This window comes from Arenibacter palladensis, assembly GCF_900129275.1.
Taxonomy (GTDB): Bacteria; Bacteroidota; Bacteroidia; order Flavobacteriales; family Flavobacteriaceae; genus Arenibacter; species Arenibacter palladensis.
The window spans coordinates 1-24,755 of record NZ_FQUX01000008.1; the positions used below are offsets into that span (position 1 = coordinate 1).

General features: G+C 40.0%; 16 protein-coding genes. 5 read left to right on the forward strand and 11 right to left on the reverse strand.

What is annotated here, in order from left to right; translation table 11 throughout:
* The 4 genes from BUA60_RS17900 to BUA60_RS17915 form a co-directional block, all read right to left on the reverse strand.
* A partial coding sequence (locus tag BUA60_RS17900) for a DUF2231 domain-containing protein (protein WP_317043213.1) occupies positions 1–462 on the reverse strand: 462 nt, incomplete at its 3' end.
* 120 nt (positions 463–582) lie between these two features.
* Positions 583–2,091, reverse strand: a complete 1,509-nt coding sequence (locus BUA60_RS17905; protein ID WP_072864115.1) for a RagB/SusD family nutrient uptake outer membrane protein — start codon at positions 2,089–2,091, stop codon at positions 583–585.
* Between the two features lie 20 nt (positions 2,092–2,111).
* Entirely contained in the window at positions 2,112–5,522 is a 3,411-nt protein-coding gene (locus BUA60_RS17910) for a TonB-dependent receptor (protein WP_218587950.1), read from the reverse strand.
* Between the two features lie 167 nt (positions 5,523–5,689).
* Positions 5,690–6,850, reverse strand: coding sequence for a FecR family protein (locus BUA60_RS17915; RefSeq protein ID WP_072864133.1), 1,161 nt, complete (start codon positions 6,848–6,850; stop codon positions 5,690–5,692).
* A 483-nt stretch (positions 6,851–7,333) separates the two neighbouring features.
* On the opposite strand from BUA60_RS17915, the gene BUA60_RS17920 reads away from it, so the two are divergent.
* Positions 7,334–7,909, forward strand: coding sequence for an RNA polymerase sigma factor (locus BUA60_RS17920; protein WP_072864139.1), 576 nt, complete (start codon positions 7,334–7,336; stop codon positions 7,907–7,909).
* Positions 7,910–8,304: 395 nt separating this feature from the next.
* Here the strand turns inward: BUA60_RS17920 and BUA60_RS17925 are convergent, their stop codons facing one another.
* On the reverse strand, positions 8,305–11,073 hold the full coding sequence (locus tag BUA60_RS17925; protein WP_084532673.1) for an alpha-L-rhamnosidase: 2,769 nt from the start codon (positions 11,071–11,073) through the stop codon (positions 8,305–8,307).
* A 231-nt stretch (positions 11,074–11,304) separates the two neighbouring features.
* On the opposite strand from BUA60_RS17925, the gene BUA60_RS17930 reads away from it, so the two are divergent.
* Entirely contained in the window at positions 11,305–13,059 is a 1,755-nt protein-coding gene (locus BUA60_RS17930; RefSeq protein WP_072864141.1) for an alpha-L-rhamnosidase-related protein, read from the forward strand.
* A gap of 1,276 nt (positions 13,060–14,335) precedes the next feature.
* Here BUA60_RS17930 and BUA60_RS17935 read toward each other — a convergent pair.
* From BUA60_RS17935 to BUA60_RS17945, 3 genes are all read right to left on the reverse strand, one after another.
* Positions 14,336–16,222 (reverse strand): cytochrome-c peroxidase, encoded by a 1,887-nt coding sequence (locus BUA60_RS17935; RefSeq protein WP_072864143.1) that lies wholly within the window; start codon positions 16,220–16,222, stop codon positions 14,336–14,338.
* A gap of 104 nt (positions 16,223–16,326) precedes the next feature.
* Positions 16,327–17,997 (reverse strand): metallophosphoesterase, encoded by a 1,671-nt coding sequence (locus BUA60_RS17940; RefSeq protein WP_072864144.1) that lies wholly within the window; start codon positions 17,995–17,997, stop codon positions 16,327–16,329.
* Entirely contained in the window at positions 17,994–18,863 is an 870-nt protein-coding gene (locus tag BUA60_RS17945) for a tetratricopeptide repeat protein (protein ID WP_143153226.1), read from the reverse strand. Before BUA60_RS17945 ends, BUA60_RS17940 begins: the two co-directional genes overlap by 4 nt.
* Before the next feature lie 404 nt (positions 18,864–19,267).
* On the opposite strand from BUA60_RS17945, the gene BUA60_RS17950 reads away from it, so the two are divergent.
* The 3 genes from BUA60_RS17950 to BUA60_RS17960 all read left to right on the forward strand — a co-directional run bounded on the left by BUA60_RS17950 (position 19,268) and on the right by BUA60_RS17960 (position 21,380).
* On the forward strand, positions 19,268–20,128 hold the full coding sequence (locus BUA60_RS17950; protein ID WP_072864147.1) for a helix-turn-helix domain-containing protein: 861 nt from the start codon (positions 19,268–19,270) through the stop codon (positions 20,126–20,128).
* 96 nt (positions 20,129–20,224) lie between these two features.
* Positions 20,225–20,443, forward strand: coding sequence for a hypothetical protein (locus BUA60_RS17955; protein WP_072864149.1), 219 nt, complete (start codon positions 20,225–20,227; stop codon positions 20,441–20,443).
* A 25-nt stretch (positions 20,444–20,468) separates the two neighbouring features.
* Positions 20,469–21,380: an NAD(P)/FAD-dependent oxidoreductase gene (locus tag BUA60_RS17960; RefSeq protein ID WP_072864150.1), complete on the forward strand. Its 912-nt coding sequence runs from the start codon at positions 20,469–20,471 to the stop codon at positions 21,378–21,380.
* An 85-nt stretch (positions 21,381–21,465) separates the two neighbouring features.
* On the opposite strand, the gene BUA60_RS17965 is transcribed toward BUA60_RS17960, so the two are convergent.
* The 3 genes from BUA60_RS17965 to BUA60_RS17980 all read right to left on the reverse strand — a co-directional run bounded on the left by BUA60_RS17965 (position 21,466) and on the right by BUA60_RS17980 (position 24,710).
* On the reverse strand, positions 21,466–22,125 hold the full coding sequence (locus BUA60_RS17965) for a DNA alkylation repair protein (RefSeq protein WP_072864152.1): 660 nt from the start codon (positions 22,123–22,125) through the stop codon (positions 21,466–21,468).
* 52 nt (positions 22,126–22,177) lie between these two features.
* On the reverse strand, positions 22,178–23,119 hold the full coding sequence (locus BUA60_RS17970) for an NAD(P)-dependent alcohol dehydrogenase (protein ID WP_072864154.1): 942 nt from the start codon (positions 23,117–23,119) through the stop codon (positions 22,178–22,180).
* 652 nt (positions 23,120–23,771) lie between these two features.
* A complete protein-coding gene (locus BUA60_RS17980; protein WP_072864157.1) occupies positions 23,772–24,710 on the reverse strand; it encodes an alpha/beta fold hydrolase in 939 nt (312 codons plus the stop codon).
* Between the last annotated feature and the right edge of the window lie 45 nt (positions 24,711–24,755).

The window sequence follows — 24,755 nt, forward strand, 5'->3', positions numbered from 1 at the left end:
GTAGGTATTGTTATTGCCCGGTAAAATGCTCGTCAAATAGTCTTCGCCGTGGGTTAGGTTTGCCCCCAAATGTCCTGCAATGGTCAGTACTACGACCGTTATAAAAAGTCCGAATCTATATACACGGTAATCCGGCAATTTTTTGTTTACCACATTCCTTAACAACAAGGCTGTTATTACGCCTAGGACAGCTGTTGCTATCCCCGTATATTGGTGGTAGTTCACCAGATCCCCGCTAAAGTCATCGTAATTACGAAGCAACCATCCCATTAAAGCAGCTACTGCAGCAGTCGCGGCCCCTATACACACCATCCAATAAATTCCGTCCCTTAATCCTTGACGCTTTCCTCCAATTGTGAACAGCTCAAAAATAAAGGCAACGACCAACAATCCTATTGGGAAATGTACTAGTAAAGGATGTAACCTGCCTAGAAATTGAAATATCCAATTAAAATCTTCCATATGTTATTCGTCCTTAATTCTCGTGGGATCTCCCTATATGTTAAGAGAGTAAACAATGGTTCTTCCTATGGGTATAGGAAGAACCTTATGCAAACTAATCTTTGTCAAATTAAACATAGCTTAGTACCCATTGTTTTGTTTTAATTTAGGGTTAACCAATAATTCATTTGCTGGTAATGGAAATAAAATTTCGAATTCCTCGAATATGTAATCTCCGGCTGAAAATCCGATTGAACCTCTTGGGGTTGTAGGATTTGCCATTTCTTCTTCTCCGTGTGCATTTAGAAATGCAACGAGCTCAGCAGAAGAAAGCATACGTTTGAGGTCGAACCATCTATGATTTTCAAAGGCCAGTTCAACTCTTCTCTCATCAAGTATTGCACTTTTAAATTGCTCTTTTGATAGACCTTCAGTTAATGGGCCTAAATCTGCTCTATCTCTAACTCTATTTACATGGCCATAAGCCTCAGCAGTGGGGCCAGATATTTCGTTTATTGCTTCAGCCAACATCAAAAGCACATCAGCATATCTAAAAACCGGCCAATTATCATCTGGACGCCTTACTATAGAATGCGGATTATGGAACTTCTCAATAAACGGTACAGCTACATAATCACCACTATTGTTTATATAACCTTCACTTAAAGATACGTCTTTACGTAAATCTCCACTTTCATAAGCGGCTATCATATTATTGGTAGGTATATTCCAGCCATTACCATCTATTCCTGGGAATCCGGTAACAGCTCCTTGTGAATACAAAGGGTAGAAATTATAAATAAAGCCACTGGATTCACCTAATTCATTGTTTCCTTGAAATTGAATTTCGAAAATAGATTCCGCATGGTTTTTATTGTTCGGGTCAAATATATCAGCATAATTAGGTAAAATATCATAACTATTTAAACTTACCAATTCATCTAAAGCTAATTTGCCTCCCGGAAAATCCTTTTGCGCAAACAATACTTTTGCTTTGAGCATTAAAGCGGCCCCTTTACTCAATCGACCAGCTTCGGAAGGAGGGATAATTGTAGGTAAAGTGGAAATTGCAGTTTCCAAATCACTTTCTATAAATTCATAAACCTCTGCAACTGGAGATCGCAAAAATTCAAAAGCTTCTGAAGGATTTTGTATAGGTTCATTTACGATAATAGCATCACCAAAATACTCCGCCAAAAGATAATAAAAATATGCCCGGATAAATTTTACTTCTCCTTCAAATACAGATTTAACGCCCGCATCGATATCAGCATCAGAGAGTTTAAACAACACTATGTTTATGTTTCCAATGGCTGAATATATATCAACATATATTTCATTAAATTTTCCGCTATTGGAATTATACTGCCAATATTCTATTGATTCTATGTTTGGTGCGTTTCCTCTATTCCCTTCGTTAAAATGAACAGTAGTGTTGTCGGTAATAAATTCTTGGAAAAACCATTGGTTGGCCACAACTCTTTGTAACTCACCATAAATTCCTATTACGCCTTGATTAATTTGATCTTCTGTTTGATAAAATGATTCAACACCAAGCTCTGTTGGGTTTTGCTTATCTAGAAAATCCTTACTGCAAGAAATCAGGGATACAGTTAAGACTATTGTTATGATTTTTAATGAAAATTTCATTTGTATACGTTTTAAAGTTGTTAAAATGATAGTGTTGCTCCTAGAGTTATCGACCTTGGTACAGGATAAGCTGAGTCATCCCTACCTGGATTTATTCCTCCTGCGGTACTAACTTGAGGATTACCGCCGGGAAAGGTTGTGAATACGTGAAGGTTATCACCGCTAATATACAATCTGGCATTACTGAATAGTGCATCTGATTTTAATGATAAGTTGTATCCTAATGAGATATTCCTTATCCACATATGGCTGGCATCATGCACATAAAAAGAGTTTGATTCCCTTTCCCATTTCCAGAAATTAGAGGTTGGCACTATTCCATTACCTGGGTTCTCAGCAGAACGAAAACGTTCCTTGGCCCGTACATCAACATTAAAAACACCATCTAGGTTAAGACTTGTTGATTCAAAATTTCTATATATATCATAATTTTGAGCCCCAGTCAATACCACATTAAGATCAAAGGCTTTATAATCAGCCCCAAAAGTAAATGCCCATACATATTCAGGATGCGGATTTCCAATTTCAACCCAATCGGTAGTATCATAAGACACTACTCCATCGCCAGTGTTATCAAAATAAATAAACGATCCAGGAATAGCGCCATCTTGCGTAGGTGAGGCGTCAATTTGTGCTTGATTTTGAAAAACCCCTAAATTCCTAAAGCCATGCAACATACCAATAGGGCGCCCTACTTTGGAGACATTATTCGTGCCATAAAATCCACCGTTTCTTATCTCATCATTGTCACCATTTATAGCCAATACTTTGTTTCTGTTGAATGAAATATTAAAGTTGCCTCTTAAACTTAGATCATCAATAATTTGTTTTCTGTACCCCAACGCAAATTCAAAACCTGTATTTTGCACCTTGCCAATATTAGTAAAGGTAGAGGTAAACCCCGATATTACTGGTATATTAACGGGAAGCAGCATGTTTTCAGTTTCTTTTTTATAGTATTCTGCTGTAAAATCCAGGCCATCAAGAATAGTTAAATCAAGACCGTAATTTATTTGATTGGATTCTTCCCAACCTAACTCGGTATTAGCTAAGGAACTTAAAATTTTTCCTGGTTGGAAAGTATTCCCAAACACATAGTTTTCGTTGGTAAGTGTTGAAAGACTACGATAATTTCCAATATTATTATTACCTGTTATACCGTAACTAGCCCTTAGTTTTAAATCGTTTAACCAGTAGACGTCTTGTAAAAAAGCTTCATCAGAGACTCTCCATCCCACAGAAACTGATGGAAAGCTCCCCCATCTATTGTTAGACCCAAATCTAGAACTACCTTCTTGTCGATATGTAGCAGACAGTAAATACTTATCTTTGTATGCATAATTTAGTCTCGCAAAATACGCTAACAAACTCCAACTACTTTCACTAGAATTTACGCTAAAAATCTCTGAATTTTGTAGAAATTGAATCTGATCATCAGGAAACTTTGACCCAGTTCCACTTATTTCCCGTACAGTGGCCTCTTGTGCCGAATACCCAAGTAGTACATCTACATCGTGATCTTCGTTGAATACTTTTGAATAAGAAAGTAATTGATCTGTAGACCAGTTTACTTCCTCCTGATACGTTTCACTCAATGAGGCATCTAGCGGAGGAGGTTGGTTAAATCCACCACCTGCAAGTGTTGATGGTCTAAAATTATTTGTTCTTAATCCTATAAGCGAAACATTTGCTAACGACTTGAACTTAAAAATTTTAAAGAAATCAAATTCAACATATGCATTAGTAAGCAATCTATTAATATGTCTGGAATTTTTGACCTCGTGTAACTCTTGAACTGGGTTCGAATGACCAAAAATTAAATCTCCATCACGATTATACCCTCCTAGATAATCATTAAAACTGCCATCTTCATTATAAACAGGTTCTCTAGGATCCGCCCAATATGCTTTTCCAATAACAAGATTCCTGCTACCATCATTTACAAATCTTTCATTGCTACGGGAACCAGTAACGTTTGCTCCAAATCTCAATTTATCAGTAACGTCGGTTTCTATATTCGCTCTTATATTATATCGTTCAAAATTCGTTTTTATAATGGTCCCGTCTTGATTTAAGTAACCTAATGATATAGCAGATCTTGTTTTTTCGCCACCGGAATTAATATTCAAGTTGTACTTTGTAAATAGTGCGGCCTCGTCTGTGATTTCGTCAAACCAATCGGTAGATGTAGTATACTGCTCCGGAGTTCTAATTCTTTCAGGTATTTCATTTTCAGAGGGCTCTCTACCTTCATTAAGGATAAATTTATCAATCCAGCTTTCTTTTTGAAATTGTCCAAACTCTTGAGCGTTCAACATTTTCTCCCTTCTTCCGTCTGGAATCTGCTGAAACCCTGATACAACGTCCAACGTTACGCTAGTTCGCCCTGCTTTGGCTTTTTTTGTATTGATCAAGATTACTCCATTGGAACCTCTAGCCCCATAAATAGCTGTTGAGGCAGCATCCTTTAAAACTGTAATTGATTCAATGTCGGCAGGGTCTACACTTGAACCTAATGAGTTTCCTACAGGAAAACCGTCAATAACATAAAGCGGCTTGCTAGTAGCGCCCAGTGAACTTAAACCACGTACAACGATATCCAATTCTTGCCCCGGTCTTCCCGAAGTCTGAGATACAACAACCCCCGGTGCTTGACCTAATAGTAATCGCGAAGCGTCTGATGCCGGCACATCCTTAACCTGTTTCATGTCAACCACAGAGACTGCGGAAACAATATCCTTTTTTCTTTGGGAACCATAACCTACTACTACCACTTCATCAAGTGCAGCCGTATTTTCAGAAAGAGTTACGTTAATAGTCTGTTGGCCTGCCACTGGAACCTCTTTGGTATCAAATCCTATATATGAAACTACCAAAATAGCGTCATTGACTACCTCAAGGGAATAATTGCCGTCAAAATCGGATTGTGTTCCATTCAACGTGCCTTTTTCAACAATACTTGCTCCAGGTAAAGGAGCCCCACTATCGTCAGTAATAATTCCATTTACTTTGAATTGTATAGGTAGAGTGGTTATTAAAGGTGATTTTTCTAATGTATGATCTATATCCGGAGCTTTTTTTAGAACAATTTGAGTTTCAAATACTTCAAAGTCGATTTTTTGATCTTTAAAGAGCTCTTCCAAGATTGCATTAATTGGTTTTCTTTTAAACTTTAAGGTAACTTTACGATTCAAGTCCAAATCTATATTTTTATAAAAAAATCTAAATTCTGTTAAACTCTCTATTTCAGCGAATGCTGCTTTAATCGGAACTTCGGTTAAGTTAAGACTGATTATAGTCTTTTGGCTATATCCCGAACTGGCTTTAAGTTGAAAAAATGCGACAATTAGAAGCAGGAAGGTTATCCTCATTTTTAAATCGAGTTTTGGAATTGTTCCATAAGACAATTCCTTGGCTTTGGTTTTTTTCATAATTTTGAATGATTTTCTAGTTGGTTATAAGTACTGATGTAAAATCAAATTTATTATTCGGGGAATGTTGACGCATTTCCCGATTTTTTATCAATTTTGTATAAAGTTTTAATTCATTAGCATAGGTGTTTATTTAGTGATTTGTATGGTTTTTTTTTAACTGTTAACTATAAACTAGGTTCTATAATAATCAATTCATTATTCAATTTATATTCGAATTGAGTATTCCTTTTAAACACTTCCAAAACTTGGGAAATAGTTTTATACTGAAAGGTTCCTGTATAGCGCACGCTATTTAATTCCTGATATTTATTTAGAATTTTGACGTTATAATGCCTTTCCAGTTCCTTCACAATGTCTGCGAATCTGTCATTATCAAAGTATAATATTCCTTGTGTCCAAGCTATATATTTTTCCACATCAACTTCCTCCACTGATAATTCTCCATATTGAATGGCTGCCTGCTGGTTGGGAGATATAATTGTACCGACATCTAGATTATCATTTTCATTTGGTCTTAACACCTTTACACTTCCCTCTAATAACACGGTCGAAGTGGTGTCTTCATTTTCATAACTTGAAACATTGAACTTTGTTCCAAGAACACGAACATTCATGTTTTTCGTATGTACTATAAATGGATGTTCAGGATTCTTCTGAACAGAAAAAAAAGCTTCACCTTCCAAATAAACATCCCTACTATTGGGGTCTGAAAAGGTTACTGGGTATTTTAAAATAGTGCCAGCATTGAGCTGTATAACCGTGCCGTCTGAAAGCTCAATTTCAAAACGTTTTCCAAAAGGCACCGTCAACTTATTATAAGTCAATTCAATATCTTTAGCGCCAACAGACTCATATTTAAGCTTATCCTTTTCTTGTTTAACCACTACTGCACTGCCAATCTTGTTGGAAATTGTTTTATTATTATAATCTTCAAGAACCTCTACACTACCATCACCTAATTCTAAGGTAATTTGGGATTGGGGAGGCATATCTGTTTTAGCATCAGTCTTCGTATTTCGAACTACTTCAACATTAGTATATATTAAGAAGGTGGTAGCTAATAGTAGTATTATTACCGCGGCATATTTTAATATAGGGATATATATTTTACGAATTACACTTTCTTTTTCCAATGTTTCTTCCAAAATACGGCGATAGGCCTTCTCAGAATCTATTTGTCTAAATGCTAGGTCTAACTCTTGATTTGATTTTATGAATTCCTTAAAAGAGGCCTGGTTTTCTGGTTTTTTCAACCAGATTTTTAGAGAAACTAATTCCTCTTCCGAAATCTCATTGGCAAGGTATTTAAGCACTAAAGTTTTCAATATACCGCGGTTTTGTTTATTATATTCTTAAGTATGATGCTTAAAAATTGATATACCCTTAAAATATTTTAATATATTTTTGATATAAATTGAAATTTAGCTTGTTTTATGATGTGTTTAGCTTGGATAACTTGTTAGAATAGAGCTATAGAAAACCAGAACTTTACGACCTAATTAGGAACCGCTTTATTCCAATATAAACTTACGTAACTATCATCTTGCTTAAAGTACATTTTATTGTAGTTACCTTGTTTTTGCTTTTAAAAGTATTGAATTAATAGAATTTCAGCCTGCGCTATAATTAATCATTATTGCATCTACATAAAGTTTGCATGAATGGGATTATAATCCAACCTATATTAACTTTAAATTAAAGTTTTTATGATTTATTTTTAATAATAAATATATTATCCCTAGTATTAATGTTGATTTTCATTATTGGTGGCAATAAATTATAATGTTAAAAATAATTGATGGATAAGAATGAGTGAAGAAGAATTATGGGGATGTATACAAAAAAATGATAACCATGCCCTTAAAAAGCTTTTCGATTTACATTACAGACCATTATGTGTTTATGCATTACAGTTTACCGAACGACTACCGGATGCTGAAGATATTGTTCAAACTATATTTATTAAGTTCTGGACTAAACGGAAAGAACTTAATATCAATTCTTCAATTAAGTCCTATTTATACAAGTCCGTTTTCAATGAATGTATGCAAAGCATACGTAAAACAAAAAAACTAGAAGGTTCTGTAGATAATCTCAAATATGAAATGCTTCAGTCTCAAATTGAGGAAGATTTATCATTCCAACAAGATAAAATTGATAAAATCCAGAGCTTGATAGAGGAACTTCCTGTGCGTTGTAGAGAAATATTATTGCTCAGCAAAAAGGAAGGATTAAAAAACAAAGAGATTGCCGAAAAATTGGGCATCTCAATTAAAACGGTGGAGTCTCAAATGGGAATTGCGTTCAAAAAAATACGGCAAGGGTTCGAGAATGAAGAGTTAATACTTTTTATTTATTTCCACACAAGGTGCGTAGACATTTGACCCATACATATTTAGTCAGGAGCTAACATTAGGATGAACTAAATTATTCTATTGTCTAATCCCGAGTATTAAAAGACCTTTCTTAATGTAACTGAATTACACGCTTTAAGCGCTGCCCAGTTAATATATGTGGTATCCACTATTTCCCAAACCAGTATCCCGACAATTATTAAACAAGGACCTCAACAAAGTATAACAAGTTTTTACACATTCAACCGGCCATAATAATTGTTATAATATTATTAATAAAAGACCCAAAGAAGGGATTAATAAAAATTACTAAGTCACATAGAATAAATTATTTCAGCCTGTTTCTTTATAAAAAGGTAATAATTTCTTTTACATACATTATCAACCTTTCCACCTATATTTTGGTATAAATTTTCATCCAAGAGTTACCTTACCCCCTTAACCCTAAAGAAATAAGTCCCGGAACCTATTTCAAGAATGGTTTCTTCTCCATTGGATTCCAAAATATTTATGGAGGACACCTTTGATATTGCTTTGTTTCCTTCCTTAATATTGGATGTTTCCCCCGTAGGAATATGAACTTTGGCTTTGGTGTTCACCGGTATTTCGATATTCATCTGTACTTCCCTCCCTTTCCAATTCCAGGCCGAAGATATGTTGCCGTTAATACTTTTATAGCTCCCATTTATATAATCCATCTCCTTACTAATGGCAGGTTTTATAATGATATTGCGATAGCCCGCATCTTCGGTATCTATACCTACGGCATGTTGAAACATCCATTCTGCCACCGAGCCAAAAGCATAGTGACTAAAGGAATTCATCTTGGCATTCAGGTCCGAGTTCTCCGCATCATCTTTGGTATAACTGTTCCATCGCTCCCATATGGATGTACTTCCGTTTTCTACGGAATATCCCCAACTGGGGTATTCAGTCTGCTGGAAAATTTTATAAGAAATATCGTCATAGCCATATTTGGACAAGGCCAACATTACATGTTTTGTCCCCAAAAATCCAGTTGAAAATTTAAATCCGTTTTTCTCTATTTTTTCCGCTAACCTAGCAGCGCCTTTTTCTGCCAGATCGTTGGGGTACAAATCGAAATATAGGGCAAGGGCATAACTGGTCTGGGTATCCTCTGTAGTGCGACCGTTATCTAAAATATACTTTTGGGCAAAGGCCTTTTTAATGTTTTCAAAAAGGTTGGCGTACTTTGCAGCATCTTCCGTTTTTCCCAATGCTTCTGCCATTTCAGCCATCAGTTTTGCATCATACCCATAAAAGGAAGCGCCTACAAAATCATGACTGGTCTCTTCGTTGACGGCAAGCCAATCCCCCCAATTATTTCCTCCTCCAGGTCTTAGATAATCCGTGCTGGCATCTTCCTGAAACTGCATAAATTTCTCCATTCCCTTGTACATGTATTCCACAATACGGGTATCATTATAGACCTTGTACATATTATAGGGTATAATAACCCCGGCATCCATCCAAGCAGGGGCATATTGATTTGGCCTAGAGTATGGAAATGGCGCAAAGTTGGGATAGGCCCCATACCATCGTTGGGCGTCATCCAAATCGACCAAAAACTTGGTCATAAAGGCCGCGACATCGGAATTATAGGTGGCAGAACGCATGTAGATCTCAGCATCTCCCGTCCATCCCAAACGCTCATCCCGTTGTGGGCAATCTGTAGGTATTTCAAAAAAATTGGCACTTTGGGTGGTTTTGATATTCTTGAAAAGCGTATTGTTCATGGCATTTGAAGAACCGAAGGTACTGGCATCGGTTTCTATGGAACTTAATACGTGTCCTGTAATGGTCTCCAGTGTAGGTTTTCCAGGAAAACCTGTGACCTCAACATATTGAAACCCATGATAAGTGAATTTTGGCTTCCATGTTTCCACACCCTCCCCTTTTAAAATATAAGTGTCCGTTGCCCTAGCTTTTCGTAGGTTTTCGGTCTGTATTTGGCCATCGTTCTTTAAGATTTCCCCGAACCGGAGTTGGACTTTGGTGCCTTTAGGTCCCTGTACTTTTAGTTCGGCAATACCGGCAATGTTCTTTCCAAGATCAAAGACAAAGGTTCCCGGACTAGGCTCTGTCATTGCTAAGGGCTTCAGTATCTCCGTATTCTTGACCTGGGTTCCCGGATAGGCTTGCAGTTTTCCATTGGGATAAGTGTAGACTTTAGGCTTTTTCCATTGGCTATCGTCATAGTTGGGAGCGTCCCAACCTGTATTTTCCAAACGGGCATCATAGGTCTCTCCCATAATGATATCCGCCTCACGGATAGCGCCTTCGTTGGATTTCCACGTTTGGTCCGAAGCAATGGTCTCCATACTTCCATCCTCGTATTCAATTTGTATTTGCCCCATAAAGGACGGATTTACCCCATAGAACTCACGGACCTTATCCAAACGTACCAAAAGGGCATAGCCTATATAGCCTGCATACCAACCATCGGCAATGACTGCCCCTATCACGTTCTCCCCTTCCCTTAAATTATTGGTAATGTCGAAAGTCTGGTAGTACAAGCGTTTGTCATAATCCGTCCATCCCGGTAAAAAATTAGCCTCCCCAACCTTGTTGCCGTTTAAGCGTAGTTCATAAAGACCCAATGCCGTAGTATAGGCCGTTGCCTTTTTTATTTTCTTGTTCAGGTTAAAGGATTTGCGCAAATAGCGGGCAGGTGGAAGGTATAGACTATCGTATTTATCGGCCTTATTATATCCTACATCATGACCTATAAAGAGTCCTTGCCAATTGGCAAATTTTAAAAGTCCCATGGACCAATAGGCGGGTGTACTCCAGGTGGATACCATATCCGCTTCGTCCCATACACGCACTTTCCAATAATATTTGGTCCCGGAAACCAACGGAATACCTTCGTAAATGATCTGATTGGTCTGGTTGGAAACCACCTTACCGCTATCCCAAATATCCGCTTGGTCTTGCGAAAGTTTTTCCATGGAGGAAGCCACTGTAATTTGATAGGCCGATTGCACCCTATTGCGACCTTCCCCCTTTAAAATCCAGCTAAATCGAGGCTGAAGTACATCGAGGCCTTCAGGGTTTTGGTGATACTCTACCCTAGGTTCAAGTATGGCAAGGGATTTTGAATCCTTATTTTGGCCATAGGAACTGCCAACTGTTAAGAGGGTAATAAAAAGGAGCGCAAGTCTGTTCTTCATCGATTATTTACCTTAAAAATTATAAAAATTAAAATATGGTCTTATACCACAATATTAACACCCATTGGAATGAAACCCATCCTGTACTGTGCTGTTTTAGATTTCCCCCTATAACCTTGGAGCTGTGATCCATAATCAATAGCAGCATGGTACAGGATAGATAGACTTTTTTCAAATCCTATTTTTACGAAAAATAGGATTTATTGACTTTGTGTTAACCCAATTAAAGAAATGAAAAACTTATTACCATTATTGACTGCACTGTTGTACCTAAAATTTGGCTTTGGACAATTGCCCCCTGTATTTGGAGAGGAATACAATGACAAGGCACAACATTCGCAAATGATCAAAACCTACTTAACGCCACAAAGGATTGTTTGGCAGTCCGACGACTCCAATGAATCCATGCAAAATGCCGAAAGCCTTTTGAAAAAGGGAAACGGGCAGGTGGCCGTGAACGAGGAAAACCTATTTAGATTGATAAGCACAGCGGATAAAAAACCTGCCATACTATTGGATTATGGCAAGCAGATCCATGGTGGAATAAAAATTCCCGCGGGCATCCGTGCAGATAAAACTCCGGTTAGGTTGCGATTGCGATTTGGCGAATCGGTCGGGGAAGCGATGTCCGACATTGGTGGAAAACAAAATGCGACCAACGAGCATTCCCTGCGCGATTTTATTGTTGAAGTCCCTTGGTTGGGAAGCGTGGAAGTTGGTGAAACCGGGTTTCGGTTTTTGCGCGTAGATGTGATGGACGCCGGGATAGACCTTCCCATAAAATCTATAGAGGCCGCCTTTGTGTACAGGGATATACCCTATTTGGGCAGTTTTGAAAGTAATGATGAGCGCTTGAACGAAATCTGGATTACAGGGGCCTATACCGTACAACTCAATATGCAGAATTTCCTCTGGGACGGCATTAAGCGCGACCGCTTGGTTTGGGTGGGCGATATGCACCCCGAAGTAATGACGATCAACACCGTATTCGGAAACCATGAAATCGTATCCAAAAGTTTGGACCTGGCCCGTGACCAACACCCCCTGCCACAATGGATGAACGGCATTAGCTCCTACTCTATGTGGTGGCTGCTTATCCATAAGAACATTTATGATTACCATGGGGACCTTGCCTATCTAAAGGAACAGGAAACCTATATGATAGCTTTGCTGGAGCAATTAAGTACTTTCATGGACAAGGACAACAAAGAAATTTTAAACGGACATCGGTTCTTGGATTGGCCGACCAGCGAAAAACCCGAAGCCATTCATGCGGGACTTCAGGCCATGATGGTCATGACCTTTGAGGCCGGTTCGGAGATGATGGCAATTTTTGGTAGGGAGGATCTAAAAATGAAATACGAAAAGGTAGCCAAAAAACTGAAAAAACACAGTCCAAAAAATAATACCACCAAACAGGCCGCGGCTTTGTTGGCGCTTTCAAATCTTCAGGACGCTGAAAAAATCAATAAGGAGATATTGACCAAAGATGGTTTACAGGGCATGTCCACTTTTTATGGGTACTATATATTGGAGGCCATGGCCAAAGCCCAAGATTATGATGGGGCCATAAAAGTAATCCGTGATTATTGGGGCGGAATGTTGGATTTGGGTGCTACTACCTTTTGGGAAGAATTTGACGTGATGGATGTTGTCAATAGCGGTAGAATAGATGAACTAACCCCTGCCAATAAATACGATATCCATGGCGACTTTGGTGATTATTGCTATGTGGGATACCGCCATAGCCTATGTCATGGTTGGGCCAGCGGACCTACCTCTTGGCTGAGTCAACACGTTTTGGGCGTCAACGTTTCGGAAGGGGGCGAAAAGGTTAAAATTGAACCCCACCTGGGAGATCTGGAGTGGGCAAAAGGAAGTTTCCCCACAAAATATGGAGTGTTACAAGTAAGCCATAAGAAGAATGCGGATGGCACTATAAAAACAGAAATAGACGCCCCGCAAGGGCTGACGGTAATTAACTAAAGTTAAGTCTAGGAGGCATTTCAAAAATATCTTCCAAGCTTATTTTTTGGGCGTTCCCTCCTAGGTCGGGCGGGCCCTTGGCTATATCCCTTGCGATGCTGCGGGGATGCCGCCGCGGTCCCTGCCTTCCGCAGGCAGGCCTGACTTGTCGGTAGAGAGGCGGAGCCGAAGGGTTGGACGCTTATAGCATTGAAATGAGGTCTCTCCAGATAACTTTCGGGAGAGAAGTCACACATATTTGGTCAGAGCTACTTGTGCGATTTAGCTCATGCCGTATTTATTTTAGGGGTATTCGTGAACTTTCGGTTGAGCTACTTGTGTGATTTAGCTCATGCCGTATTTATTTTACGGGAATTCGTGAACCTTCGGTTTCTCATATTCATTCGAAATGACTGTTTCGGCAACTTTCAACTTTCAACTTTTAAACATTGAGCATCAACATTGTTCATTGTAAGTAGCAGATTGCCACGCTTCGCCCACCTGACGGCCGGGCAGGCCTACCTGCCGATAGGCAGGCTCGCAATGACGACACCAAGGGCTCCTTCCCTTGGATAAGGGAAGGTGGATCCTCCACTGGATGTGGAGGAGACGGAAGGGATTGAGAGCCCAGGTCTTTAGGAGGTGACAATGGATTGGGGCTAAGCCTAGGGTGTGAGATTTCCAACTCCCCTTTCTTCCCCCGCTGTTGGCGTGGCAATTCATTCCCCTCTTCGTTCCAAGAGGGGAGCCGTTAGTTTTAGCATACAAAAAGAGTTCTTTCCCGATAGTTCATGACTAGGCTCGACCGGACAGCGCAGTCACTTCGACATGAGCCCTTTTTTTGGGCGATTGAGAAGTCGCACATATTTGGTAAGAGCCACATGTGCGATTTAGCTCATGCCGTATTTATTTTACGGGAATTCGTGAACCTTCGGTTTCTCATGTTCATTCGAAATGACTGTTTCGGCAACTTTCAACTTTCAACTTTTAAACATTGAACATAAAAACTGTTCATTGTAAGTAACAGATTGCGGCGCTTCGCCCACCTGACGGCCGGGCAGGCCTACCTGCCGGTAGGCAGGCTCGCAATGACGTCAGTTAAGAATACTGAAAACACAATCTATTGCCTATTGCCATTTGCCTAAAGATTATTGTTTACTGATCACCACTACTCCGATTTCGACTACGACTACCGGCGGTAGGCAGGCCTGTCTGACGAAAGGCAGGCTCAATCTCCGCAAGGACTTTCAACCTTCAACTTTTAAACATTGAACTTTGAACTTTGAACATCAACTAATTAATCCCCACCAACCTCATATTCGGATACATCCGTTAGGGTTTCCATAAATGCAATAATATCCTCCATTTCTTGCTGGGACAGATCCAAAGGTTCATCTGGCAGGGTTTGGTTTTCTACCTCCAATCCCATGCCTGCGCCTCCTCCCAGGTTGTAAAACGCCAGAACATCTTCCAGGGTAGCAAATAAACCATTGTGCATATAGGGTGCTGTCAGGGCTATATTTCTGACTGTAACCGTTTTGAAGGAATTTTTCAGAAAAGGATGATTGTCCATTTTTAGACCATTGCCCATGCGGCCCAAATCCGTATCCAACTTAAGGGCAATGGAATCAAAGCCCTGGGTAATGCCCAAAACCTCCGATTCCGATTCCAGATAAAAAGGAGGAACGGTACCATTGAAGACCGGGGCAAAATGACAACTTCCGCAGGCCGCTTTCCCCATAAATAAATTGAATCCCCGTTTGGCATTCTCGGGATATTCCTTGGTTTCGTTGCGCACATATTTATCGAACGGACTATTGAAGGATTTTAAAGAGTTTACATAGGCCGCAATGGCATTGCTAATGGAACGCTGATTGATATCCTCTTTGGCAATACCACCATAAGCCTCATTAAATAGTTTATTGTAATGGGCATTTTTATTGAGTTTAGCAACAATTGCATCAAAATTAGTATTGAACTCCAGATCGTTATCAATAACATGTATCACTTGTTTTTCTAGATCCAAGGCGCGCATGTCCCAAAAATATCGCGCGGAATAGCCTGCATCCATCAAAGTGGGGGCGTTCCTATCGGTAAAAACCCCTTTTTGATTGGAGACACTTTTGGGCAAACCATCCGAAAAACCTTTGTTGGGGTTATGGCAGCTGGCACAGGACATGACATTGTCCTTGGAAAGCTGGGGATCCCCGAACAACAGTTTCCCCAAGGCTATGGTCTTGGGATTGTCCAAAGGCAGATAAACCAGTTCCGAATAAAAATCCGTATTGAGAAAATCTTTGTCGAAAAGATTCTTGGCCTTATAGTTTTGGGCGTGCTTTTTATAGGGCTCCAGCGTAATCTTGTTTGCATTTTGAAATTCCAATAAGGCCGCATACAAGGGGTTTACGACCTCCTTTAAAAAGGCCAACCTATCAAAAACGTTAAAATGGGTATTGGCCTTTAATATGTTCCTGCCCTTGGTAAAGTGTTTTTTAATGGCTTCAAATTCGGCCTTGGCTTCCTGGGCCATCCCTGATTCAAAATACAAAAATGTGGTTTCCATACTTTGCCAGCTCACAACACTTTCCTTCAACCCGTTTACAGACCCTGGAGTATCATAACCTGTTAGTCCCAGGGTAAAGATCCTGACAATACCGGAGCGGATACATTCAATAATTTGGCTCGACTTTAAATGAACCGGTAAATGTATATTCGCTATAAAATTTACCCGCTCTTTGAGTCCGTTGGCCAATGCTTGTATGTGCTGCAAATTTTCATTGGAAGCTGAGTCATAAACCGCTTCATCCAATGCCTGTAATCCGCCAGGTGGAATCACTTTTTCGGCTTCAAAATACTCACTTACCTTGGACAAAGGGGCACCATTGATATAAGTGCCATTATAATAAGTTTGGTAATAATCAAAAATAAACTCGATCTCCTTATAGGCCAATCTGGTTTTTTCAACCTGACTTTTCAGCCCCTCCCACTCGTTCACAGAACTTGCCTTATTGGCTAGGGTGGCCAATGAATCGACTTCATTTTGAAACTTGATAAAATTGGCGGTATATAAAGCCGCGACTTTCTCCAGAACTGTATCCTTTTGATACGGAATAACCAGTTGCCTTCCAGACAACATCAGCAGGCAAATAAAAAAAGATCCCAATAAAATGCTTGTCTTCCTCATTTTCAACAACCGCTTTTTACCATTTAATAGGCTTTTTAATACCGCTACCCTTGCTTAAGGCTTACAATGGAAAGGTCATTTTAAATATAACCCTTTTGGCCCAACTATTCTATGGTAATCGACTCGGTATACGCTTTATTTTTTGTAATGACTTCAATTACATACATGCCTTTTGGCAGCTTGCCCACATTGATGGTTTTCTTTCTGCTTTTCTTCACCAATTTCCCTATGTTATTATAGAATTTGACTTTCTTTAGCTTGTCATTCTTATCCACCTTAAGCTTTACCACATCCTTGGCGGCATCATACACTAGACCATCACTCTTTTGTCCAGAAGCAGAGCCATCCGACTTCAACGACACCCCTGATTTGTTGATGGTAAAATAATCCTCAATATCATCATTTTCCCTAATAAACTTCACGGTCAGGTTCTGTCCTCCCCTACCGTCATCTTCCACCTCCATAACACAGGAACCCAGTTGGTTCAAGGACACAGACATGGCCTGGTGGTTTAGGTCGCCCCCTGATATTTTACCGGCAGATCCGGTAGTAATATACACAGCACCCTCCGCAGCGGCACTGGCTTTTTGGTAGGCTCCATTGCTATCCACTTTCCCGTCTCCATAGCCATTGGATCCAACGGTATGGCCACCCTTCGAAATTTCATCCGGGTTAAAAGTGTTGGCAAACCCATAATGTCCGTTCAAGAAGTAGGAGCGTTCGTAAGAATGGCTATGTCCGTTTAAGATAAGGTCCACTCCGTTGGCCTCCATCATGGGCATAAAGTTTTCCCTCATTTCTATAAGTCGGTCTTCGGTATCGGAGTCATGGGACCCTTTGGTGTATACCGGATGATGAAACAGGGTTACTATCCAATCCTGTTTGGTGTTCTGTATATCAGCCAAGGTCCAGTTGTACATGGCGCCCCCAACTTCGCGACTCGTATGATGGGAATCCAATATGATAAAATGGATGTTGGCATAATCAAAGGAATAATAGGCCTCTGTTCCCGAGGCAGTACCTCCAGCCTGGGCAGCCGTTGGGAAGGTAAATATATCATAGTAGGGACCGGATTGTGTAGCCGAATCGGCCGACTTCCCATCGTGGTTTCCCAAGCAGGACCATGCCACGGATTTTTTCAACATATCGTCATAAATGTCGAACAGGGCATTTTGATATTGCTCATCCGTACCACTGCCATAGGCGTTATCCCCTAAGAACAACATCATATCGGTCTTACCCGTATTTTTGGGAGCAGCGTCCACATAATCGTAATAGGCATCCCGTACGTTCCTCTGGTTGTTATTGGCCGTACCCGCATCACCCAAAATCCATGCACGTACAAATTGTTTGGTACCTGCTTTAGGGGCCGTTATAATGTACATATCGCCAGAAGTACTTTCGGACAACACTCCCTCTTTATTACCTATATTAAAATAATATTTGGTGTTAGGGCTTAGACCTGAAAGACGAACTTCGTGTTCGGTGGTCAAGGCAGTGTTAGATGCTTTCTTGGACAACGATTTTAATGATTTTCCGTAATGCACCACGGATTGGGTTGCTATATCCGTTCTCCATTTTACCACCACAGAGGTTGGGGTGCCGCTCTGTAAATAAGGCCCCCTTACTACATTTACCGCAGCGGAATGCTGTGGAAGGCCTACAGTGTTGCTTACCGCAACAGCACTTACATTGGGAAGATCTACATTGGAGGTTTGGGCAATTGAAACCACCGAACATAGGGCGGCTAGTAAAAAGGTACTTTTTTTGATCATGATTTTTGGTTGTTAATGGCGCTTTCCAAGCTTTTTATTTGTTCTTTTAATTCTATTATTGGGCTCATATTCTTAAACTTGGTATCCAATTGCTCAATAGCAACTGTAGCCAGTTTTAAAGATATAAAGGCCTCATGTGGTCTATTTATTTCCGCCAAATACTTGGCCTTTTTATAATACCAGAATTCGTTTCTGTTGTATTCCAGGATAAAATAATTGTACTGTTCCAAGGCTTTTTCGGTATGACCCGACTCTTTTAGGTAGTCCAATTTTTTAAGTTGAAGCGATATGGTGTGCGGGCCAAGTTGGTCCAGCCCATATTGAATGGCTTCCAAGGCCCCCTTATAGTTTTTGTTGTTTTCGGCCAGTATGATGTTGCAGTATTCCAATACATCCTCGGGCCGAATGTCCTTCATGTGATGGATAACATAACGGTACCCCTCCAAGGATTTTTTATAGGATTGAAGCTGGAACAATATTTGGGCATGCAGTTTTTTAGCGCTTAGGTCCTTGCTGTCCAAATGCAAATAGGCGGCTATACTTTGCAGGGCCTCCTGGTACGCTTCGGTGATATAGTGAACCTCGGCAATTTGATAATATAGTTCTTTGTTGGAATTTCCTAAGGATTGGGACTTTAGGTAATCTTCCAGGGCAGAGTCGAATTCCATATGCTGTTGGTACAACAGCCCTCTTTCAAAGTACAGTACTGAATTGTTGGGATCTTCGGATATGGCCACCGTTTTTTCCGCTATCCGCATACTCAAATCCCCATGGGCAAGTATGGGCATGGACAAGGACAAAAACAGCAATATTAGTAGCGTTCTTGTCATCATGTACTGTAGATTCCCCTTCGTATTAAAAATCATTGCCAATGGTTAATATAATTTCCTTTTCTCTGAACTTCCTCCATACCGTAAAATTCAAAAGAGAGACACGACTAGGGAGGTACATTTTCAACCTAAGTGGCCCCCACTTTCGTTTAAGTTCTCATTTTAAGATGGAATATTATCATTTTTAAACGGCTCCAAAGCCCCGCTATCAAACGTATTGAAACAATATTAAATGTGTTTTTCCAGCGCGTTAATTTTTTGTTAAAAGAGTAAGGAAAGGCTTTTGGCAAGCACTACTAAAGGAATGTTTTTTTTAAAAAAAAGTCTAGCTGCATTTATCCTAAAAAATAGGAAGAATTAAAGAGTTTCACTTAATTTTATGTGAGCAAATAGCATTTCCCCCAGGTATATAACTTCATGGTCAATAACATTTAAAAACAATGCAAAACATCCCCATAAGGCAACTTCCCGAAAGTAATCAAGAGCCAACCTTAGTGGGAAGTTTTAGTATTAGAAGTCTCGAAGCCATTCTGGACGGAAAGGAGTTGGTAGAGGAGCTGCACCGACATGATTTTTTTCTAATGCTCATACTCATAAAAGCTAATGGCCTACATGAAATAGATTTTGTCCCCTATGAAGTCGGCCATTATTCCATCTTTTTATTAAGGCCCGGGCAGGTGCACAGTCTACACCTTAAACATGGGAGTACTGGTTATTTGGTACAATTTAAAACGGACTATTTCCTCTCCCATAACAAATCTTCCCCACAGTTGTTGCGTAAGGTGGGCAACCAGAACCACTATCCGTTAAATGCCGACCTCTATAAAAAAATGGATCCCCTATTATCATCCGTTTTATTGGAGTATAATGAAAAGCAGGAAGAATATCATGAGGTCATCAAAGCCAATTTGAGTATTTTGTTTATTCAACTTTTAAGGCAGCGGGAAGATACTGGTCCAGACCATACCCACACCCCATATCAGCAGGAGAAACTCGAGAAATTTTTGGAACTGTTGGAAGGGAATATTACCAAATACAAGCAAGTTTCCCAATATGCGGACTTATTGCACCTCAGCGTGTATCAGCTCAATGCCATAACCAAGGCATTATTAAACAAAAATGCCTCACAACTTATCAACGAATATAGTATTCTGGAGGCCAAAAGAAATTTATTGGCCACCGTGAACCAAGTGAGCCAGATAGCCTATCATTTAGGCTATGAGGATGTCTCCTATTTTATCCGGTTTTTTAAAAAACACACGGGCTATACGCCCGATGCTTACCGACAGAATTTTAGTTAAGTACCATTCAACTTCAGTTCTGTCCTATTATGGATTCCGCAGTTGAAATTACTTTTACAACGGAAAACAATCCAATGTAGCATTAACGACATAAACATGAAAACAAAAGTAAAACTCTTGGCCTCCCTAAAGATATGGATGGCCATTTATCCTTCCATCACAGCCTTTCTTTTCCTTTTTGGCAACCAACTGGCCACCCTTCCCCTCTACCTTAGAACCTTGGTGCTTACCTTGGTATTGGTACCATGGATCGTATTTGTAGGGGTACCCTTTATTGATACCTTGATGAAGAAAATGCAAAGAAAGAACGAGTAAATCACCATTTTTAAAACAAGAAACCATGAAAAAGGAACAACATTTTGACGTCATCATCATAGGAGGAAGCTATTCCGGTCTAGCAGCCGGGATGGCTTTGGGAAGGGCCTTAAAACAGGTCTTGATCATAGATAGCCATGCGCCCTGTAACCGACAAACCCCCTACTCCCATAACTTCATTACCAATGATGGCAAAACCCCTGCCGAGATAGCTTCCGTGGCCAAACAACAGGTGGCAGCTTACCCTACGGTGAAATTTTTTAACGGACTTGCCATACAGGGCTCCGGCACCAACAATGCCTTTAAAATTGAGGTAGCCTCTGGTGAAACTTTTAGCGGTGACAAGTTAATTTTTGCCACGGGCATTAAGGATATCATGCCCAATATGGATGGCTTTTCGGAATGTTGGGGCATCTCCGTACTGCATTGCCCCTATTGCCATGGCTATGAGGTAAAAAATGAAACAACAGGTATTTTGGGCAATGGAGATTTTGCCTTCGAATTTGGAAAACTCATCTCCAATTGGACCCCGCAATTAACCATTTATACCAATGGCAGATCTACCTTGACTGCGGAACAAACCGCCCAACTTGACGCGCATCACATAAAGATAGTGGAAACTGAAATTGCACGTTTGGAGCACCAACAAGGGCAGCTGCAGAACATCATCTTTAAAAACGGTTCCAAGGCCGCCGTTACCGCCATGTATACCAAAACAGCCTTTGAACAGCATAGCGCTATACCAGAGGCCATGGGGTGCGAGTTGAACGAGGAAGGCTACCTAAAAACCGACGCCTATTTACAAACCAATGTTAACGGTATATATGCCTGCGGCGATAATGTGTCGCGCTTACGCACCGTAACCAATGCGGTAGCCATGGGTACAGCGGCAGGGATGATGGTGAACAAGGAGCTGGTTTTTGAAAGGTTTGAATGATATGATATTGCTAAATTAGCCATATGCTGGACAAGGCTACATATGGCATGGAAAAGAGGTGAAGCTATAGTTATACTTAAGCCGATTATTGTGGATTCATTTTGCCCAATCCCAAATAATGCTTTCGCGTCTCAGGGCTGAACTTCTCAATGGCATATCTTAAGGTTATCCTAGCTAGGGTTGGGGCATACTCATCCAGAAAGTCTTTGAGTCTATTTTCATCCCTCTTGCCTGCTTCCCTGATCCAGCTACCCACTGCTTTTTGGACAAGTTCTTCCGAATCATTAGCCAGAATTTCGGCAATTTTAAAGGTGTCCTCCAATTCATTCTTTCTTATAAAATAGTAGGTACTTACTATGGCTGTCCTTCTTTCCATGGGATTTGGGGATTTTGCCAAATTGTATAAGGGCGTTCTGTCCTTATCAAACAAATACCCACCCACTACATAGGGTGCGGCCCTATCTACCAACCCCCAATCGTCTATATATTTATGATTTTCAATATAGGCCAGGTAAGCATCCCGCTTCTCCCCTTCTGAGGTTTTCTTATTGCGTGCTTTCCAGTCCAAGATGGATACGGCACCAAGTCGGTGGTCGTTATTTTCGTCTCTTAGTAATTTAACCACCTCAGCCACCGGCATGTACTGAAAATCTTTCGCTAAATAAAACACCTCCCTTTTGGGAAGTACTCCCGAATATTGCTGGCCAATGTCTTTTAAAGTGTCAATGAATTCTTTTGCCGTCATTATCCTATGGTTTCATTGTTCCGTTTTGCTTTCGAATTCATTTGTCCATATTTTATCCCTCCACCGTTATAATTACTTTGCCTTGTGCATGACCTTCACTTAAATATTGCATGGCTTCAGCTGTCCTGTCAAGTGAATATCTTCTTTCTATCACCGACTTTATCTTTTGGTTCTCTAAGAGCTTTACTACAAAATCCAAATCCTTCTGGTTTGATTTGGCCGAAAGATATCGCATTTTCTTTTTTCCGAACGACAACAGCCAACCGAAAAAAATAGACTTCATAATTTGCAATAACCCCCCACCTACCATGACATATGTACCGTTCGAACTTAAGATTTTTCTATAGCCCAAAAGTGGATAATTGCCATTGATGGCCACTATTAGATCATAACGTTCATTACTTTTGGTGAAATCCTCCCTGGTATAATCAATTACATGATCTGCGCCCAAGGCAGTTGCTTGTGCTATATTTTTAGGACCACATACTGCTGTTATTATCGTCCCGTAATACTTGGCAAGTTGCACAGCAAAGGTGCCTACTCCACCGGCAGCACCAACAATTAACACCTTCTGTTCTTTCTGGATATTGCCTTTGTCGCGTAATGCTTTTAAGGCTGTGGTAGCTGCAACGGGTAAAGTAACAGCTTCTTCAAACAAAATTTTCGCAGGTTTTAGTACCAAGGCTTTTTCAGGTGCCACGGCGTATTCTGCCAATCCACCAAAACCAACATCAGAAAGGTCTCCGAGCACTTCATCCCCGGGCTTGAACTGTCGGATATTTTTTCCCACAGATTCTATCCTACCCGCTATAGCGGATCCGAAGATTTTTTTCTTCGGTGTAATTCCCATTTTCATGGAACGGTAATCCGCTGCGTTTAAGGAGGCACAAACAATTTTTATCAATATTTCGTTGTCGGTCGGCCTAGGCTTTTCAACATCGCAATAGATTAACTTATCGGATGAATGTTTCTTATAGTATACTATTGCTTTCATTACTGGAGCTCTGATGGCTGATTTTTCAACATATTCTGTAATCTTAAATGAAACCCAACGTATGGATATATGTAACGGCACCTATAATTCCATTCCAAGGGATATCCCTAAATACACTTTAGGGTCTTATAATTATTCTAATTCCAATAAAATTATCGCTGCTGTAAAGAGGGGAATCAATACAACCAGGTATTTGGTTCTAAGTTAGTAAATATTGAATTTAGTATCCGCTATATTTATATTGGTTGATAATAACCATGGAATGGTATTCCTTTGATTTGGTAAGTAGGCTGCATTCGCTTTGAAAAAGAATAGGATAAATGTATGCAGATTGTGTTACAAAATTTTATGGTGCTGTGGTCTAGGTAGTTTCTTTTTTTCATCACAGCTTCACCCGCCCATAACTGAGATATTTTTCGTATATTACATGTATGGATTTACCAATTGAGGCTTACGAGATACTTATTCCTGTGGCTATAATTAGTGTAGCGCTGGTTGTGGTGCATTACCTAACAAAAGGTAGTAGGAATTTCAGAAGCAGTAGAAATAAAAAGGCTAGGAAGCTGTTCTAATCTGCTGTATCCGAATTTTGCATTTTTTCTAGGCCAACCCTTGTTCAAAAAGCAATGCACTCTCCGAACGGACAGGGTCCTTATTTTAAAAAATCAAGCATTTTTTGATTCACTGTTTCCGCTTGATCGATAGATAAAAAATGTCCTGCATTTTGTATAACTTCACCTTTCCCTTTCGGCAGCATATTGGCTATAGCGACGGTTCTTTTTTCATTGATCATATCGTCGTCCCCAATTAAAACCAGAACAGGCATTTGTAACGATTTTAGTTCGTCATTGGAAAAAGGTTGCATGCTGGTGACAAATTTGTTCTCAGACTTCAATTCCGTACCCAATTTGTATTGCTTAAGGTAGGCATCGTTAATATTGGCTACATTACTGGACATACTTTCCAGGCTCTGCTCCATCTGCTTTTCCTTGGATGAAAATATCCTGACGATATTCTTTAATAAATCCGTACTGGGTTTGATCCAGGTAAAAGTTTGGGCCGGACTTAACAGTACTAGGCTTTTTATTTTTTTCTGATCGTTCAACGCTAGTTTGACCGCCAACCACCCCCCTCGGGAAGCACCAATGAGATGAAAGCTATCCAACTCCAGGGCAAACAAAACTTCCTTATACCAATCGGTAACCTTTTCCACACTTTCAATATCATTGTACAAATAAGATTTCCCTGCTTCCAAAATAAAGTCGATCGCAAACACCCTATAGTTTTTGGTCAAGGCTCCTATATTTGGATACCACATGGTAGAACTGGCATTCATTCCGTGAAGCAATACCAACGGTTCTGCATTTTTAGGGCCACTTACAATAACATGGGCAATTCCGTTGGTGGTAGGAATATATAATTCCTCAAAAGGGACATTCCATAATTTTAAAGTCTGGTTATAGGCCTCATAATAAGCTCCATTTGCAGCAGATGGGGTTGTAATATATTCTGGTGGATTTTTATACTTACCGTATTGGTCGGTACAACCCGTCAGTAAAACAAAAAAAGCGAACAATAGTGGTAGTCTCATAGAGTGAAATATACATTATTTAAATCTAACCATATTCAGGCGTAA

Bases quoted from the DNA above. Each gene is read 5' to 3' on its own strand.
- BUA60_RS17980 (WP_072864157.1), bottom strand. From the start codon at position 24,710: ATGAGACTACCACTATTGTTCGCTTTTTTTGTTTTACTGACGGGTTGT.
- BUA60_RS17940 (WP_072864144.1), bottom strand. From the start codon at position 17,997: ATGATCAAAAAAAGTACCTTTTTACTAGCCGCCCTATGTTCGGTGGTT.
- BUA60_RS17945 (WP_143153226.1), bottom strand. From the start codon at position 18,863: ATGATTTTTAATACGAAGGGGAATCTACAGTACATGATGACAAGAACG.
- BUA60_RS17970 (WP_072864154.1), bottom strand. From the start codon at position 23,119: ATGAAAGCAATAGTATACTATAAGAAACATTCATCCGATAAGTTAATC.
- BUA60_RS17910 (WP_218587950.1), bottom strand. From the start codon at position 5,522: ATGAAAAAAACCAAAGCCAAGGAATTGTCTTATGGAACAATTCCAAAA.
- BUA60_RS17960 (WP_072864150.1), top strand. From the start codon at position 20,469: ATGAAAAAGGAACAACATTTTGACGTCATCATCATAGGAGGAAGCTAT.
- BUA60_RS17950 (WP_072864147.1), top strand. From the start codon at position 19,268: ATGCAAAACATCCCCATAAGGCAACTTCCCGAAAGTAATCAAGAGCCA.
- BUA60_RS17920 (WP_072864139.1), top strand. From the start codon at position 7,334: ATGAGTGAAGAAGAATTATGGGGATGTATACAAAAAAATGATAACCAT.
- BUA60_RS17925 (WP_084532673.1), bottom strand. From the start codon at position 11,073: ATGAAGAACAGACTTGCGCTCCTTTTTATTACCCTCTTAACAGTTGGC.
- BUA60_RS17905 (WP_072864115.1), bottom strand. From the start codon at position 2,091: ATGAAATTTTCATTAAAAATCATAACAATAGTCTTAACTGTATCCCTG.
- BUA60_RS17965 (WP_072864152.1), bottom strand. From the start codon at position 22,125: ATGACGGCAAAAGAATTCATTGACACTTTAAAAGACATTGGCCAGCAA.
- BUA60_RS17955 (WP_072864149.1), top strand. From the start codon at position 20,225: ATGAAAACAAAAGTAAAACTCTTGGCCTCCCTAAAGATATGGATGGCC.
- BUA60_RS17935 (WP_072864143.1), bottom strand. From the start codon at position 16,222: ATGAGGAAGACAAGCATTTTATTGGGATCTTTTTTTATTTGCCTGCTG.
- BUA60_RS17930 (WP_072864141.1), top strand. From the start codon at position 11,305: ATGAAAAACTTATTACCATTATTGACTGCACTGTTGTACCTAAAATTT.